Source organism: Tropicibacter oceani (genome assembly GCF_029958925.1).
In the GTDB taxonomy this organism is placed as follows: Bacteria; Pseudomonadota; Alphaproteobacteria; order Rhodobacterales; family Rhodobacteraceae; genus Pacificoceanicola; species Pacificoceanicola oceani.
Genome location: NZ_CP124616.1, coordinates 3,470,401 through 3,483,471, shown reverse-complemented (window position 1 = coordinate 3,483,471; position 13,071 = coordinate 3,470,401). Strand labels below are relative to the sequence as shown.

12 protein-coding genes and 1 tRNA gene are annotated in these 13,071 nt (G+C 63.9%); 1 reads left to right on the top strand and 12 read right to left on the bottom strand.

All coding sequences use genetic code 11. The annotated features are described in order from the left end of the window. Window positions 1–2: 2 nt before the first annotated feature. The 8 genes from QF118_RS16795 to araD all read right to left on the bottom strand — a co-directional run bounded on the left by QF118_RS16795 (window position 3) and on the right by araD (window position 8,583). Window positions 3–935 carry an IS5 family transposase gene (locus tag QF118_RS16795; protein ID WP_282299042.1) on the bottom strand — a complete coding sequence of 311 codons (933 nt, stop codon included), beginning with the start codon at window positions 933–935 and terminating at the stop codon, window positions 3–5. Between the two features lie 175 nt (window positions 936–1,110). After that, the gene (locus tag QF118_RS16790; RefSeq protein WP_282300193.1) at window positions 1,111–2,019 is read right to left on the bottom strand and encodes a three-Cys-motif partner protein TcmP; all 909 of its coding nucleotides are present in this window, start codon (window positions 2,017–2,019) and stop codon (window positions 1,111–1,113) included. Between the two features lie 27 nt (window positions 2,020–2,046). Then, window positions 2,047–2,805, bottom strand: coding sequence for a DUF5131 family protein (locus QF118_RS16785; RefSeq protein WP_282300192.1), 759 nt, complete (start codon window positions 2,803–2,805; stop codon window positions 2,047–2,049). 382 nt (window positions 2,806–3,187) lie between these two features. After that, a tRNA-Ser gene (locus tag QF118_RS16780) sits at window positions 3,188–3,277 on the bottom strand. Window positions 3,278–3,471: 194 nt separating this feature from the next. Continuing rightward, entirely contained in the window at window positions 3,472–4,986 is a 1,515-nt protein-coding gene (locus QF118_RS16775) for an aldehyde dehydrogenase (NADP(+)) (RefSeq protein ID WP_282300191.1), read from the bottom strand. 12 nt (window positions 4,987–4,998) lie between these two features. Next, window positions 4,999–5,916, bottom strand: coding sequence for a dihydrodipicolinate synthase family protein (locus tag QF118_RS16770; RefSeq protein ID WP_282300190.1), 918 nt, complete (start codon window positions 5,914–5,916; stop codon window positions 4,999–5,001). Between the two features lie 10 nt (window positions 5,917–5,926). Further along, a complete protein-coding gene (locus QF118_RS16765) occupies window positions 5,927–6,841 on the bottom strand; it encodes a Gfo/Idh/MocA family protein (RefSeq protein ID WP_282300189.1) in 915 nt (304 codons plus the stop codon). Next, window positions 6,841–8,583 (bottom strand): L-arabinonate dehydratase, encoded by a 1,743-nt coding sequence (gene araD / locus QF118_RS16760; protein WP_282300188.1) that lies wholly within the window; start codon window positions 8,581–8,583, stop codon window positions 6,841–6,843. Before araD ends, QF118_RS16765 begins: the two co-directional genes overlap by 1 nt. A 99-nt stretch (window positions 8,584–8,682) precedes the next feature. Between araD and QF118_RS16755 the strand changes: the two genes are divergently transcribed. Beyond that, window positions 8,683–9,594, top strand: coding sequence for a LysR substrate-binding domain-containing protein (locus QF118_RS16755; protein WP_282300187.1), 912 nt, complete (start codon window positions 8,683–8,685; stop codon window positions 9,592–9,594). A 91-nt stretch (window positions 9,595–9,685) separates the two neighbouring features. Here the strand turns inward: QF118_RS16755 and QF118_RS16750 are convergent, their stop codons facing one another. The 4 genes from QF118_RS16750 to QF118_RS16735 are packed head-to-tail and all read right to left on the bottom strand — an operon-like array spanning window position 9,686 to window position 13,011. Beyond that, the gene (locus tag QF118_RS16750) at window positions 9,686–10,372 is read right to left on the bottom strand and encodes an ABC transporter ATP-binding protein (RefSeq protein ID WP_282300186.1); all 687 of its coding nucleotides are present in this window, start codon (window positions 10,370–10,372) and stop codon (window positions 9,686–9,688) included. Beyond that, entirely contained in the window at window positions 10,369–11,118 is a 750-nt protein-coding gene (locus QF118_RS16745; RefSeq protein WP_282300185.1) for an ABC transporter ATP-binding protein, read from the bottom strand. Before QF118_RS16745 ends, QF118_RS16750 begins: the two co-directional genes overlap by 4 nt. Then, a complete protein-coding gene (locus tag QF118_RS16740; RefSeq protein ID WP_282300184.1) occupies window positions 11,111–12,094 on the bottom strand; it encodes a branched-chain amino acid ABC transporter permease in 984 nt (327 codons plus the stop codon). Before QF118_RS16740 ends, QF118_RS16745 begins: the two co-directional genes overlap by 8 nt. Beyond that, on the bottom strand, window positions 12,091–13,011 hold the full coding sequence (locus QF118_RS16735) for a branched-chain amino acid ABC transporter permease (RefSeq protein WP_282300183.1): 921 nt from the start codon (window positions 13,009–13,011) through the stop codon (window positions 12,091–12,093). The genes QF118_RS16740 and QF118_RS16735 overlap by 4 nt, the downstream gene beginning before the upstream one ends. Between the last annotated feature and the right edge of the window lie 60 nt (window positions 13,012–13,071).

Sequence of the window (13,071 nt, the reverse complement as noted above, 5' to 3'; positions counted from 1 at the left end):
ACTTATCCTACGACTTCCGTGACGGGCATGCCGAGCGCGGTGTAGCCGTTCAGGACGGCAATGCGGACCTGGAGTTCCGCGACCTGGCGGTCGAAGTCCCGCGCCATGAGCCGCTGGCCCAGCAACTTCATACAATGCATTTTTGTCTCGACGCGGCTTCGGCGGTGGTATCCGCTCCATCGTCGCCAGAGTGCGCGGCCCAGGTATTTCGCCGCGCGCAAGGCCTCGTTTCGCGCCACGGCTCCGGCGGTGATCGTCTTCCAGGGCTTCGCGTTTTTGCGGGGCGGGATGACGGCATGGGCGCCGCGATCTGCAATCGCATCGTGGCATTTGCGCGTGTCGTAGGCGCCATCAGCCGTGACGCTACCGATTTCCTGGTCCTGCGGGATTTGGTCGAGAAGGTCGGGTAGGATCGGCGCATCACCGATGTGGCTCCCGGTGATTTCGACGGCCCGAACCTCCAGCGTTTCCTCATCAATCCCCAAGTGGATCTTGCGCCAGACGCGGCGTTTAGGGCCGCCATGCTTGCGGGCGTGCCACTCGCCTTCGCCCTCGACCTTGATCCCGGTGCTGTCTATCAACAGGTGCAACGGCCCCTTGGAGCCGCGGTATGGGATGTTGACGGCCAAGGTCTTCTGGCGGCGAGATAGCGTGCTGAAGTCGGGCACCGTCCAGTTCAGACCGACCAGCTGCAGCAGGCTCTCGACGAACCCGGTCGTCTGCCGGAGCGCCATGCCGAACAGCACTTTCATCGAGAGGCACGTCTGTATGGCGGCGTCGCTATAGCTCTGCTGGCGGCCACGCCTGCCTGTCGGCACGGCATCCCAGATCATCTCAGGGTCGAACCAGATCGTCAGCGAGCCCCGGCGCTTGAGCGCTTCATTGTAGGCTGGCCAGTTTCTGGTCTTGTAGGTCGGGGGTATGGGTCTGCTCATGCATCCCAGCTACCACGCTGGATTCACGAGATGAATCCCTCACGCGATTTGTGCAACAGAGCCCCCATTCTCTCAAGCAAACCATGATGACGAGCTAGAATTTCTGATGCCGTCCATGCTTGACAAGTTCTTCAAAGGCGGGGCCGAGGCAACATAGCAGGCTTAAAAAACTCCTTTAACGCAGAGAAGGCTTTTTCGGTGGTGTGATCCTGTCTCCTTTCGACAGGATGTAGTCAGCGATCTTATAGCCAAGCGGATGGGGCCCAGCCCACAGCATGTAGTAGATGGGAACGCCGCGTGTATTTCGCACGACGCTGGGCGACGAGGCATGTCCGAACAGATCCTTCAGACGACCGACATAGTAATTGAGCAGCCTCTGCGCCGCATCGTCCACCTTGTGGCGAGTTGTGTCCCCAAACAGATCCGTCTGCTCGGCATAGACAAGGTCTTCCCAATCCGTGCTGCCAAAACAGCCATTCAATCCGGTCCGCCAGTTGTCGGGGATATCCCCAGAGCGCGTGATCAGCCGGTTGATTGCCATACCCAGTGGAAAGTTGATGATGACCTCAAAATTCTTGGTGGCAGCGAGCGCTGCGACAGTCTGCCAGTCCAGGTGCGGACCATAGGGATCCAGAAAGGCCACCCCTTTGGTATTTCGGCCGCTGAGCCTCGGTGCCAATCTCTGGATCAGGCCGTTGGCGTCGCCGACATGCACGTTGATCTTGCGTTCAGGAAAGTCTGACTGAAGCCCATTCAACAGTGCGGCCCGTCCAGCGTCGGCATCGAAAAAGTAGTATTGTGAAAAGGGGTTTTCGAGGCCGAGGGCGCGTCGCGGAGATCCTTCGATGAACTCCTCCTCTGACCGCATGAACTCATCGTCGATGAGTTGAATGTCCTCTTCGTCAGCATCAGTCCAGGCGGTGCGAATTTTTGAACGCCCGGCACCGGCGAACGCATCGATGTAGATCAGGTCAAATGACTGCTTCTTGAGAGCCATCGTGTAGGCGTGAAGATAGGCTTCGAGCCCATCCAGCTTTTGCCTGGCCCACGGCCCTACCGTGTTTTCAACATGCGATTTCTTCAAAGAAACTCGTACTCCGCGCAAAATGGTTCATGCTGAAATTTGGTCCAATATCGGCTTTGGCACGATCTGCCATGGGAAGCCGTTCCACTCCTCACCATCAAGAAGGCGACCGCCAGACTTTGGCCGTGGACCACCCCATTGTTTGAAGAAAAACGCCACATCGTCACGCGCACAGATTTCGCGAAGCTGGCGTGCCCAGCTCTCGTCCATCGCGCGTGCGCGCGGGCCGCTTTCGCCACCCACAATAGCCCAGGCAATGCCTCTCAGATCGACATCCCCAATAGCCCCGAGCAAAGGCTCAAACGAAATGAAGCGGGCTTCGGAGTTGATCTGCTGCAAATGCTCAATGCGACTTGCATGCGCCGCGTCCTCTACCGACACGCCCAGCCAGATGTGGCGTGGAACTGGCCCGCCGTCATATCGCTTGCGTATGTAGTTGCGCATGAGTGAACTGCGTTTGGTCAGAACCTGATAGACATGCCAATCCGCGTGCTCCATGGCGTCGAACACCCGGTCGATGTATGCTCGGTCTATTGCCTTGTGGAAGAGGTCGCTCATCGAGTTGACAAAGATCATCCGCGGCTTTTTCCAAAGCGCTGGCTGTCGTAGCCTTGATGGCCAGAGTTTCAGATCGAAACCTTGTTCGTATGGATGGTCTGGTATGCCACGCCAACGCTCTGCAAAACGCTCCGCGTAGCAGTTGTCACATCCCGGACCGACTTTGGTGCAGCCCGTAACCGGGTTCCACGTCGCGTCCGTCCACTCTATCTGTGACTTCTGGGCCAACTGCTCGCCTCATACTTTTTTGACATCTTAGCACGAGGCTGACTCAGCACAAAGCGCGAACGGTTACAGCGTTTTCATTTGGAAGCTGGAGTGGCTACACAATCATCGCAGATCAATTGTTCGATCTCGGTCCCGTCCGGCATCCGGATGAACTTGTGAAATTTCTGAGCTGCGTTGTTCCAGAAAATGCCGCCTCTCCAATGCCTTACATCTGATAACCGGAATGGCTGCGGTTAACAGGTCCGGAGAATATCAGCCCGGAGAGAATGTGTGTGCGCCTTTCGGAGCGTGGGCCGGTTATCAGCCCAACCCGCATAACCCTCGAAAACAACGGAAAATTCCGGCCGAAGCCGGATCGGGAGAACGCTTTCGCTGGGTCAAGTGGCGGAGACGAAGGGATTCGAACCCTCGAGACGGTTTCCCGTCTACTCCCTTAGCAGGGGAGCGCCTTCGACCACTCGGCCACGTCTCCGCCGACGGGTATAGCCAAGCACGCATGGGATTTACAAGGTGAAAAACCCAGAAATTCATGGGCACGGGCGGAAAACCGGAAGTCTTTGAAAAGACGTTGGAAACAGGTGGATTTTCGGACTTTCGTGCAGGGCAGTGAAAAAGCGGGCGCCAAAGGGGCGCCCGCCTGGTTGGAGAGGATCGCAAAGGGCAGGGTTATTGCAGATCGCCCGGCAGCAGCGCGTCGGGCATGTTCTGGTAACAAACCGGGCGCAGGAAGCGGCGGATCGCCAAGGTGCCGACCGAGGTCGCGCCAAAGTTGGTCGAGGCCGGGTAGGGGCCGCCGTGGACCATGGCGTCGCAGACCTCGACCCCGGTGGGAAAGCCGTTGGCCAGCACGCGGCCTGCCTTGCGCTCCAGCACCGGCATCAGTTTGCGGCCCAGATCGGTGTCGCCGTCGTCCATGTGCAGGGTGCAGGTCAGCTGTCCTTGCAGGCTGCGGGCCATGGCCAGCATCTCGGCCTCGTCCTCGACGCGCACGATCAGGCCAAGCGGGCCAAAGACCTCTTCGCCAAGGGCGTGGTTGGCCAGCCATTCCTTGCCCGTCGTGGCGTAAAGGTAGGGCGTGGCATTGCGCAGATCACAGGTGCTGGTCAGCAGTTCCTGAACACCGGCAGACCCGGCAACCCGGTCGCGGCCCGCGCGGTAGGCGGCGGCGATGCCATCGGTCAGCATGGTCTGGGCGCCCATCGGCTCCAACGCCTTGGTCGCGGCCTCGATAAAGGCATCGGCGTCGGGGCCGTTGATGACCACGGAAATGCCGGGGTTGGTGCAGAACTGGCCTGCGCCCATGGTCAGCGACCCGGCCCAGCCAGCGGCCAGATCAGCGCCGCGTGCGGCCAGGGCCGAGGGCAGCAGGAACATCGGATTGACGCTGCCCAGCTCGCCGAAGAAGGGGATCGGATTTTCGCGCTGTGCGCACAGGTCAAACAGCGCGCGGCCTCCGCCAAGCGAGCCGGTAAAGCCCACGGCGTTGATCAAAGGATGCTGGACCAGGGCGGTGCCGACGTCACGCTTGCCGCCCTGGATCAGGCTGAAGACACCGGGATGCATGCCGCATTTCTGGATGGCGGCGTGGACGGCTTCGGCGATGATTTCGCCGGTGCCGGGGTGGGCGCTGTGGCCCTTGACCACGACGGGGCAGCCCGCGGCCAGCGCGCTGGCGGTGTCACCGCCCGCGGTCGAGAAGGCCAGCGGAAAGTTCGACGCGCCAAAGACGGCGACGGGGCCGATCGGGCGCTGGACCATCTTCAGGTCGGGCCGGGGCAGGGGCGCGCGATCGGGCAGGGCCTGATCGTGGCGGCGATCCAGGTAATCCCCGGCAAGGATGTGCGAGGCGAACAGGCGCAGCTGACCGGTGGTGCGGCCGCGTTCGCCCATAAGGCGGGCTTCGGGCAGGCCGGTTTCCTCGGTGCCGATCTGGGTGATCGCCTCGGCGCGGGCTTCGATTTCATCGGCGATGGCGTTCAGGAAGTCTGCGCGCTGCTGACGGCTGGAATAGCCATAGGTCCAGAACGCCTCTTCTGCGGCCTGAACTGCCTTGTCGACCAGCGCCGGGGTGCCGACGCTGAAATCATGCGCCGCGCCATGGGCCGGTTCGGATTGGAAGGTGTTTTCCCCGGCGATCCATTCACCAGCGATCAGGTGTTTTCCGTGCGGTGTAAAAGTCATGTCGCGTCTCCCTTATTTGCCCCATTTCAGGGCAATCAAATCCAATTCCCGGGCCAGTGACAACAGGCGGTCCTTGGTGCGCTGGCTCATGGGTTTCAAAGGATGGCGTACATGGTCGGACCCGATCACGCCACCCTCCATCATCACGGTCTTGGTGGCGCGCAGCCCGCACTGGCGGTTTTCATGGTTGATCAGCGGCAGGCAAAGCTTCCATTGAGCCAGCGCCGCGTCATGGTTGCCTGCAAGGTATTGCGTCACGATGGGGCGGATCTTTTCGGGTTGCAGCCCGCTGGTCATGGTGCCGGTCGCGCCTGCGTCCAGATCGGCCAGCAGGGTCACAGCCTCTTCACCGTCAAACGGCCCGACGATGTCCTTGCCGCCCGCCTCGATCAGCGCCGCCAGCTTGTCGGCGGCGAACGGGGTTTCGATCTTGAAATAGCTGAAATTCTCGATCTGCTTCGCCATCTGTACCAGCAGCGGCACGGGCAGCGACACGCCAGACAGCGGCGCGTCCTGCACCATGATCGGAATGTCGATGGCGTCAGAGACCGCCTGAAAATGTTCCACAATGCCGTCAGGGCCGGGGACAAGGCCGACGCCGTGGTAGGGCGGCATCATCATGATCATGCTGGCGCCCATGGCCTGCGCGGCGCGGGCGCGTTCGATCACTATGCCGGTGTAGAAATGGCTGACGGTGACGATCACGGGCACCCGGCCCGCGACCTGTTCAAGGCTGATGCGCATCACCGTGGCGCGTTCTTCGTCCGACAGCAGGAACTGTTCGGAATAGTTGGCAAGGATGCAGATCGCGTCGACCCCCTGGTCGATCATGCAATCCATGACACGGCGGCAGCCCTCTTGATCAAGCGAACCATCGGCGTGAAAGGGCGTGGGGGCGACGGGCAGAATACCGGTAAGCGGTTGTTTCAAAACTCTCTCCTCAGAAAACGAAGGGGGCGACGGTCTTGCGCTGCCCCAGCATGAAGGCATCGGCCACATGCACGAGCGGGGCCAGATCCATGTCGATGGCGCCGGCCTGCACAAGGGCGGCCATCTGCGCGTAAAGGCGGGGGTATTCGCCGGACGGGGTGGCATCGGTGGCGCTGGACTGGACCGCGTTCAGCACCATGCGCGCGCCGCCGTCCTGCAAGGTCAGGGTGCCTGCGTCGGTTGCCACCTCGATCTGCCAGATGTCGCGGGTTTCCTCGCGCCAGTCGAATTCGGCGCTGGTATGGCCCGAGAACGCCAACCGCGCCGCGATGGGCGTCTGACGGTTTTCCGGGAACTCCAGCAACGCGCCGGTCAGATGCACCGGGGCGGGCAGGATTTCGGTCAGGATCGACAGGGCATTGATGCCGGGATCAAAGACGCCCATGCCACCGGGTTCGAACACCCAGTCCTGCCCGGGGTGCCATTTGCGCACGCTTTCGCGCCAGGTGATATGCGCGCGCGTCACCCTCTTGTCCGCCAGCCAGGCCTTGGCCGCGGGCACCTGGTCGGCGCAGCGCGAATGCCATGTGGCGAACAGGCTGACGCCCTGCGCGCGCGCCATGCTTTCCAGCGCATGGCATTCGGCCAGCGACGCCCCGGGCGGTTTTTCCAGCATCACGTGCCGCCCCGCCAGGATCGCGGCGCGGGCATAGTCAAAGCGCGGCACCGGCGGCATGCAAAGCGAGACGACGCGGATATCGGGCCGCGCCTCAAGCAGCTGTGCGAAATCGGTAAAGGCCTCGACCCCCTCGACCGAGCCGTGGCGCGAACAGGTGGCGGCCAGTTCCCAATCGGGGCTGGCCTTGATGGCGGGCACGTGCTGATCCAGCGCGATCTTGCCCACACCGACGATGGCGATCTTCATCAATGCGAATCCTTTCCCACCGGCGCGCCGCGACAGCCCTTGAGGAAATCCAGATCGGCCCCGGTATCGGCGCCTTCGACATGGGCCTGGTGCAGCCAGGCATAGCCGCTGGGCGCGCGGTCGTGGTTCGGGGTCCATTCCGCCAGACGCGCGGCCAGTTCGCCCTCCGAGATGTCCAGATGCAACCGGCGGGCGGGCACGTCGACCTCGATCATGTCGCCATTGCGCACCACGGCCAAGGGTCCGCCAGCGGCAGCCTCGGGCGAGGTGTGCAGGATCACGGTGCCATAGGCGGTGCCGGACATGCGCGCATCAGAAATGCGGATCATGTCGGTGATCCCCTTTTTCAACACCTTGGGCGGCAGGCCCATGTTGCCGACCTCGGCCATGCCGGGATAGCCCTTGGGGCCGCAGTTCTTCAGGACCATGATGCAGGTCTCGTCGATGTCCAGCGCGTCATCGTCGATCTTGGCCTTGTAGTCGTCGATATCCTCGAACACCACGGCGCGGCCGCGATGCTGCATCAGGGCAGGGGTCGCGGCCGAAGGTTTCAGCACCGCCCCCTTGGGCGCAAGGTTACCCTTCAGCACCGCGATGCCGCCCTGCTGGGTCAGCGCCTTGTCCAGCGGCAGGATCACATCCTCGTTCCAGTTCTTCGCGGTCTTGACCTCGTCCCAGATGGTTTCGCCGGATACGGTCAGCGCGTCCTTGTGCAGTTTGCCGGCCTCGCCCAGCCGTTTCAGCACGACGGGCAAGCCGCCAGCATAAAAGAACTCTTCCATCAGGTATTTGCCCGAGGGCATCAGGTTCACGATGGTCGCCACGTCGCGCCCGCAGCGGTCCCAGTCGTCCAGCGTGATGTCGACGCCGACCCGGCCCGCGATGGCCAGCAGGTGCACCACCGCATTGGTCGACCCGCCAATCGCGCCGTTGCAGCGGATGGCGTTTTCAAAGGCCGCCTTGGTCATCACGTCCGATGGTTTCAGGTCATCCTTGACCATCTGCACGATGCGCCGCCCGGAGATCTGCGCCATCACGCGGCGGCGGCTGTCGACCGCCGGAATGGCGGCATTGCCCGACAGCGCCATGCCAAGCGCCTCGGCCATGCTGGCCATGGTGCTGGCGGTGCCCATGGTGTTGCAGGTGCCGCTGGAGCGGCTCATGCTTTGTTCGGCCTCGAGGAATTCGTCCTGGGTCATCTCGCCGGCCTTGACCGCCTCGGAGAATTTCCAAAGGTGGGTGCCTGACCCGACACGCTCGCCCTGGAAATAGCCGTTCAGCATGGGCCCGCCGGTCACCACGATCGACGGCAGATCGCACGAGGCAGCGGCCATCAGCAGGCTTGGCGTGGTCTTGTCACAGCCCACCATCAGCACGCAGCCGTCCATCGGCTGGCCGCGGATCTGCTCTTCGATCGACAGGGCGGCGAGGTTGCGGAACATCATGGCGGTGGGGCGAAAGGTGTTTTCCGAGGCCGAAAAGACCGGAACCTCGACCGGAAAGCCGCCTGCCTCCCATATGCCGGCCTTTACCTTTTCGGCCAGCTCGCGCAGGTGGCCATTGCAGGGGGTCAGGTCAGACCAGGTGTTGAGCACGCCGATCACCGGGCGTCCGTCGAACAGATCGTCGGGATAGCCTTGGTTTTTCAACCACCCCCGGTGATAGATCACATCGCGGCTGGTGCCGCCGTACCATGCCTGCGAGCGCAGTTTGCGCGGCCATTGTGCCGGTTTGAATGACATGCTGTCCCCCTGGTTGTCCCCATGGGGAATATCAGGGTCTGGGCATATCATTCAAATTCAGTTACGGGGCAGTGGCATTGCAAAAATGGTATGTCCTCTATGTCGCTGCAACATCGTCTGAAACCATCGCACCTGCGGTTGATCCTGCGGATCGCCGAGGCCTCCAAGCTGCAGATCGCGGCCGAGGCGTCCGGCATGTCGCAGCCCGCCGCCTCGCGGTTGTTGTCCGAGATCGAGGCAGAGGTGGGCGCGCCGCTGTTCCAGCGCCTCCCCAGGGGCATGGTCCCGACGCGCGAAGGCGTGGCCTTTGTCAAACACGCGCGGGCGATCCTGGCGCAATATGACACGCTGGAAAGCGAACTGGGCCAGTTGGGACGCGGGCAGGCGGGGGCGGTGCGCATCGGATCGGTCACCGGGCCGGCGGTGGGCTGCCTTGTGCCGGCACTCAAACAGGTTCGCGATGAAGCCCCGGACATCGAGGTCACGGTCGAGGTGGCGCCCTCGGTCGACCTGGTGCGCGGGCTGGAAGAGGGACGGTTCGATTTCATTCTGGCGCGGTTTCCACCGGGGCACGATGCGCGCGCCTTTGCTGCCCAGCCAGCCCGGACCGAGGCGGTGGCCTTGCTGGCCCGCTCCGATCATCCGCTGGCCGCCGCCCCGCGCGCGCGCCTGAAGGACCTGGCGCGGTTCGACTGGGTCATGCAGGAACGCGGGTCGCCGATCCGCCAGGCGGTCGAGGCGGCGTTTCGGGCGCGCGGCCTGGCCGAGCCTGCGCGGGTGACCAACAGCGCATCGCTGCTGGTGGCCCTGGCCATGGTCGAAGCCGGAGAGACCATCGCCCCGATGACCCGCGAGGCGGCCGAGCTGTTGATCCGAATGGGCGCGCGATGTGCCTGTCTGAAGCCCGAAGACAGCATGACGGTCGCGCCCTATTTCGTGATCCGCAACCGGTCGCAGGCCCCGACGCGCGCGGTCGAACGGGTCATGGCCGAGGTGATGCGCAGGTTGTAGCGGGCCCGCTGTCCGGCGCTCTTTCGGCTGCGCCGAAATTCGCCCCGCCCACCGTCCCGCTGGCCGTCGCGCCCGTGGCCCGCGCGGGTCGTCAGACGCCCAGAAGGTCCTGCGCCACATCCGCCGTGATCTGGTCCATGCGCCCGCTCCAGACCGAGCGCCCGCGTTCAAGGATCACCGCCCGGTCGCAGACCTGCCCCAGTTCCCTGAGCGATTTGTCGATGATCAGCAGCGCCATTCCGCTGTCCTGTTTCAGCCTGCCGACGGCCTGCCAGATTTCCTGCCGGACGATGGGGGCCAGCCCCTCGGTCGCTTCGTCCAGGATCAGCAGGCGCGGGTTGGTCATCAGGGCGCGGCCAATCGCCAGCATCTGCTGTTCGCCCCCCGACAGGCTGCGCGCCACCTGATCGGCGCGTTCGGTCAGGCGCGGGAACAGCGCGCCGACGGTTTGCACGGTCCATGGGCCGGGGCGGGCGGTGGCCACAAGGTTTTCTGCGACCGTCAGATCGGCAAAGCAGCGCCGCCCTTCGGGGACCAGTCCGATGCCCAGCCGCGCGGCGCGGTGCGCGGGCAGCGCGTGCAGATCCTGCCCGGCGAACTGCAGCCCCCCGGTCGATGCCATCATCCGGCAGATGCATTTCACCGTGGTCGATTTGCCCATGCCGTTGCGGCCCATCAGCGCCAGGGCTTCGCCTTCGGCCAGGGTCAGGTCGACGCCGAACAGGGCCTGGCTGGCGCCATAGCGTGCGGCCAGGTTTTGCAAGGATAACAGGGTCATGCCTGATCCCCCAGGTAGGCGTCCCGCACCGCCGGATTGGCGCGGATTTCCGCGACCGTGCCGGTGGCGATGATGCGGCCATAGACCAGCACGCTGATCCGGTCAGCCAGGGCAAAGACCGCGTCCATGTCGTGTTCGACCAGCAGGATCGGAGCCTGCCGGCGCAGCCCGTCCAGAAGCCGCGTCAACCGGGCCGATCCTTCGGTGCCCAGCCCGGCCATGGGTTCGTCCATGACAAAGGCGCGCGGGCGCAGGGTCAGCGCCACCGCCACTTCGAGCAGGCGGCGCTGGCCGTGCGAAAGCTCGGCGGTGCGGGTGGCCAGGTGGTCCTGCAGGCCGACCCTCTCAAGCGCGGATGTGGCAGCAGCGCGCAGCGCGGGGTCGCCCAATGCCGGGCGCAGGAATCGCCAGGGCCGGCCGCTGGCCCCCAGCGCACCCAGCAGGGCGTTTTGCAGCACCGTATCCTCCATCGCCAGCTGGCTGATCTGGAAGGTGCGGCCAAGACCGGCGCGGGCGCGCTGCGGCGGCGCGGCATGGGTCACGTCCTGGCCGTTCAGCAGTACCTGCCCGTTGTCCGGCGTCAGGGCGCCGCTGATCTGGCCGATCAGGGTGCTTTTGCCCGCGCCGTTGGGGCCGATGATGGCGTGGATCTCGCCCGGGCGCAGGGTGATCGAAACATCGTCGGTCGCCTTCAGGGCTCCAAAGCTTTTGAAAAGGCTACGGGTTTCAAGGATGGCGTCAGTCATGCGCTTTGCTCCGCCCCGCCAGAAGGCCGATCAACCCGCCCTTGGCGAACAAAACGATCAGCAGCAGCAGAAGGCCAAGGAAGACGTGCCAGTAATCCGACAGGCCGCCCAGCCAGTGTTCCAGCGCGACGAACAGCGCGGCGCCCGCTACGGGGCCAAACAACCGCGCGGTGCCGCCGATGATGATGAACACGATGATTTCGCCCGACAGCTGCCAGCTGAACATGGTCGGGCTGACAAAGCGGTTGAGATCGGCGAACAGCGCCCCGGCCAGCCCGGTGATCGCCCCCGACAGGGTAAAGGCGACAAGGCGCAGGCGAAACGGGTCAAGCCCAACGGCGCGCACCCGTTCCGGCACCTGCCGCGCGGCGTTCAGCGCCAGGCCAAAGGGCGACCGGATCAGCAGGGCGTTCAGCGCCAGCACAAGGCAAAGCAGCCCAAGGCAGAGACCGTAGAACTGGATCGGCACCAGCGTGTTCAGCCCCGGAAACCCGTTGCGGACATAAATCGACATGCCGTCCTCGCCGCCATAGGCCGACCAACTGATCGAGAAGAAATAGAACATCTGGCCAAAGGCCAGCGTGATCATGATGAAATAGACGCCCGAGGTGCGCAATGACAGCAGCCCGATGACCAGCGCAGCAAAGGCCGAGGTCAGCGTCGCCACCAGCCAGATCACGGGCATCGACCTGGTGCCCTGGATCGTAAAGGGCCAGTCCGTCAGCGGGGTGTAGTTCTGCGCATGATAGGCCAGGATACCCATGGAATAGCCGCCAATCCCGAAAAACACCGCGTGACCCAGGCTGACTAGTCCGCCGATCCCCAACGCGATGTTCAGCCCCACCGCAGCCAGCGCCAGGATCACGGCGCGGGTGGCCAGGGTGATGGTGAACGGTTCATCCGCGATGACGGCCCATGCCGGCACGGCGATCAGCCCCAGCAGGAGGGCGGCGTTGATCAGGGCTTCGCGGTTCATGTGCGGGCCCCGTACAGGCCGGTGGGCTTCCAGATCAGCACCATCGCCATCAGGATGTAGATCGACATCGAGGCCAACGAAGCCCCCGTTTGCGTCGCGGCGGCGGGCTGCATGAACAGCTTGAACAGGGCAGGCAGGAAGACGCTGCCAAGCGTGTCGGTCAGCCCTACCAAAAGCGCGCCGACCAGCGCGCCCTTGATGCTGCCGATGCCGCCGATCACGATGACGACAAAGGCCAGGATCAGCACCGGTTCGCCCATGCCGACCTGCACCGACTGGATCGCGCCAACCAGCGCACCGGCAAGGCCCGCCAGCGCCGCGCCAAGGGCAAAGACCACGGTATAAAGCCGGTCGATATCGACGCCGAGGGCGGCAACCATTTCGCGGTCATTTTCACCGGCACGGATGCGGATGCCAAGGCGCGTGCGGGCGATCAGCCAGAACAGCCCGGCGGCGACGATCAGGCCAATGGCGATCAGCGCAAGGCGATAGGCGGGGTACTGGATGCCAAAGGGCAGGGCGACGGGCCCCGCCAGCGCGCCGGGCACCTCGAGGTACAGGGGGAACGATCCGAACAGCCAACGCGTGCCTTCGGAAAAGATCAGGATCAGCGCAAAGGTGGCCAGCACCTGGTCAAGGTGGTCGCGGTTGTACAGCCGCCGGATCACCAGCAGCTCGATCAGCGCGCCCGCCGCCGCGGCGCCCGCCAGCGCCGCCGCCAGCCCAAGCGCAAAGGAGCCCGTCGCCCCGGCCACGGCAGCGGCGCAAAAGGCCCCCACCATGTAAAGCGAGCCATGGGCAAGGTTGATCAGCCCCATGACGCCAAAGATCAGGGTCAGGCCCGCCGCCATCAGGAACAGCATGATGCCGAATTGCAGCCCGTTCAGGACTTGTTCGGCCAGAAGGATCAGGGACATGGGGGGGACCTGTCGGGAGACCGGGGCATGGCCCCGACCTGCAAAGCGTGGTGTTGCGTT

What these genes read in the sequence shown, in the direction of transcription:
- QF118_RS16795 (WP_282299042.1), bottom strand. Translation starts at nt 935, where the DNA reads ATGAGCAGACCCATACCCCCGACCTACAAGACCAGAAACTGGCCAGCC.
- QF118_RS16775 (WP_282300191.1), bottom strand. Translation starts at nt 4,986, where the DNA reads ATGACTTTTACACCGCACGGAAAACACCTGATCGCTGGTGAATGGATC.
- QF118_RS16765 (WP_282300189.1), bottom strand. Translation starts at nt 6,841, where the DNA reads ATGAAGATCGCCATCGTCGGTGTGGGCAAGATCGCGCTGGATCAGCAC.
- araD (WP_282300188.1), bottom strand. Translation starts at nt 8,583, where the DNA reads ATGTCATTCAAACCGGCACAATGGCCGCGCAAACTGCGCTCGCAGGCA.
- QF118_RS16755 (WP_282300187.1), top strand. Translation starts at nt 8,683, where the DNA reads ATGTCGCTGCAACATCGTCTGAAACCATCGCACCTGCGGTTGATCCTG.
- QF118_RS16750 (WP_282300186.1), bottom strand. Translation starts at nt 10,372, where the DNA reads ATGACCCTGTTATCCTTGCAAAACCTGGCCGCACGCTATGGCGCCAGC.
- QF118_RS16745 (WP_282300185.1), bottom strand. Translation starts at nt 11,118, where the DNA reads ATGACTGACGCCATCCTTGAAACCCGTAGCCTTTTCAAAAGCTTTGGA.
- QF118_RS16740 (WP_282300184.1), bottom strand. Translation starts at nt 12,094, where the DNA reads ATGAACCGCGAAGCCCTGATCAACGCCGCCCTCCTGCTGGGGCTGATC.
- QF118_RS16735 (WP_282300183.1), bottom strand. Translation starts at nt 13,011, where the DNA reads ATGTCCCTGATCCTTCTGGCCGAACAAGTCCTGAACGGGCTGCAATTC.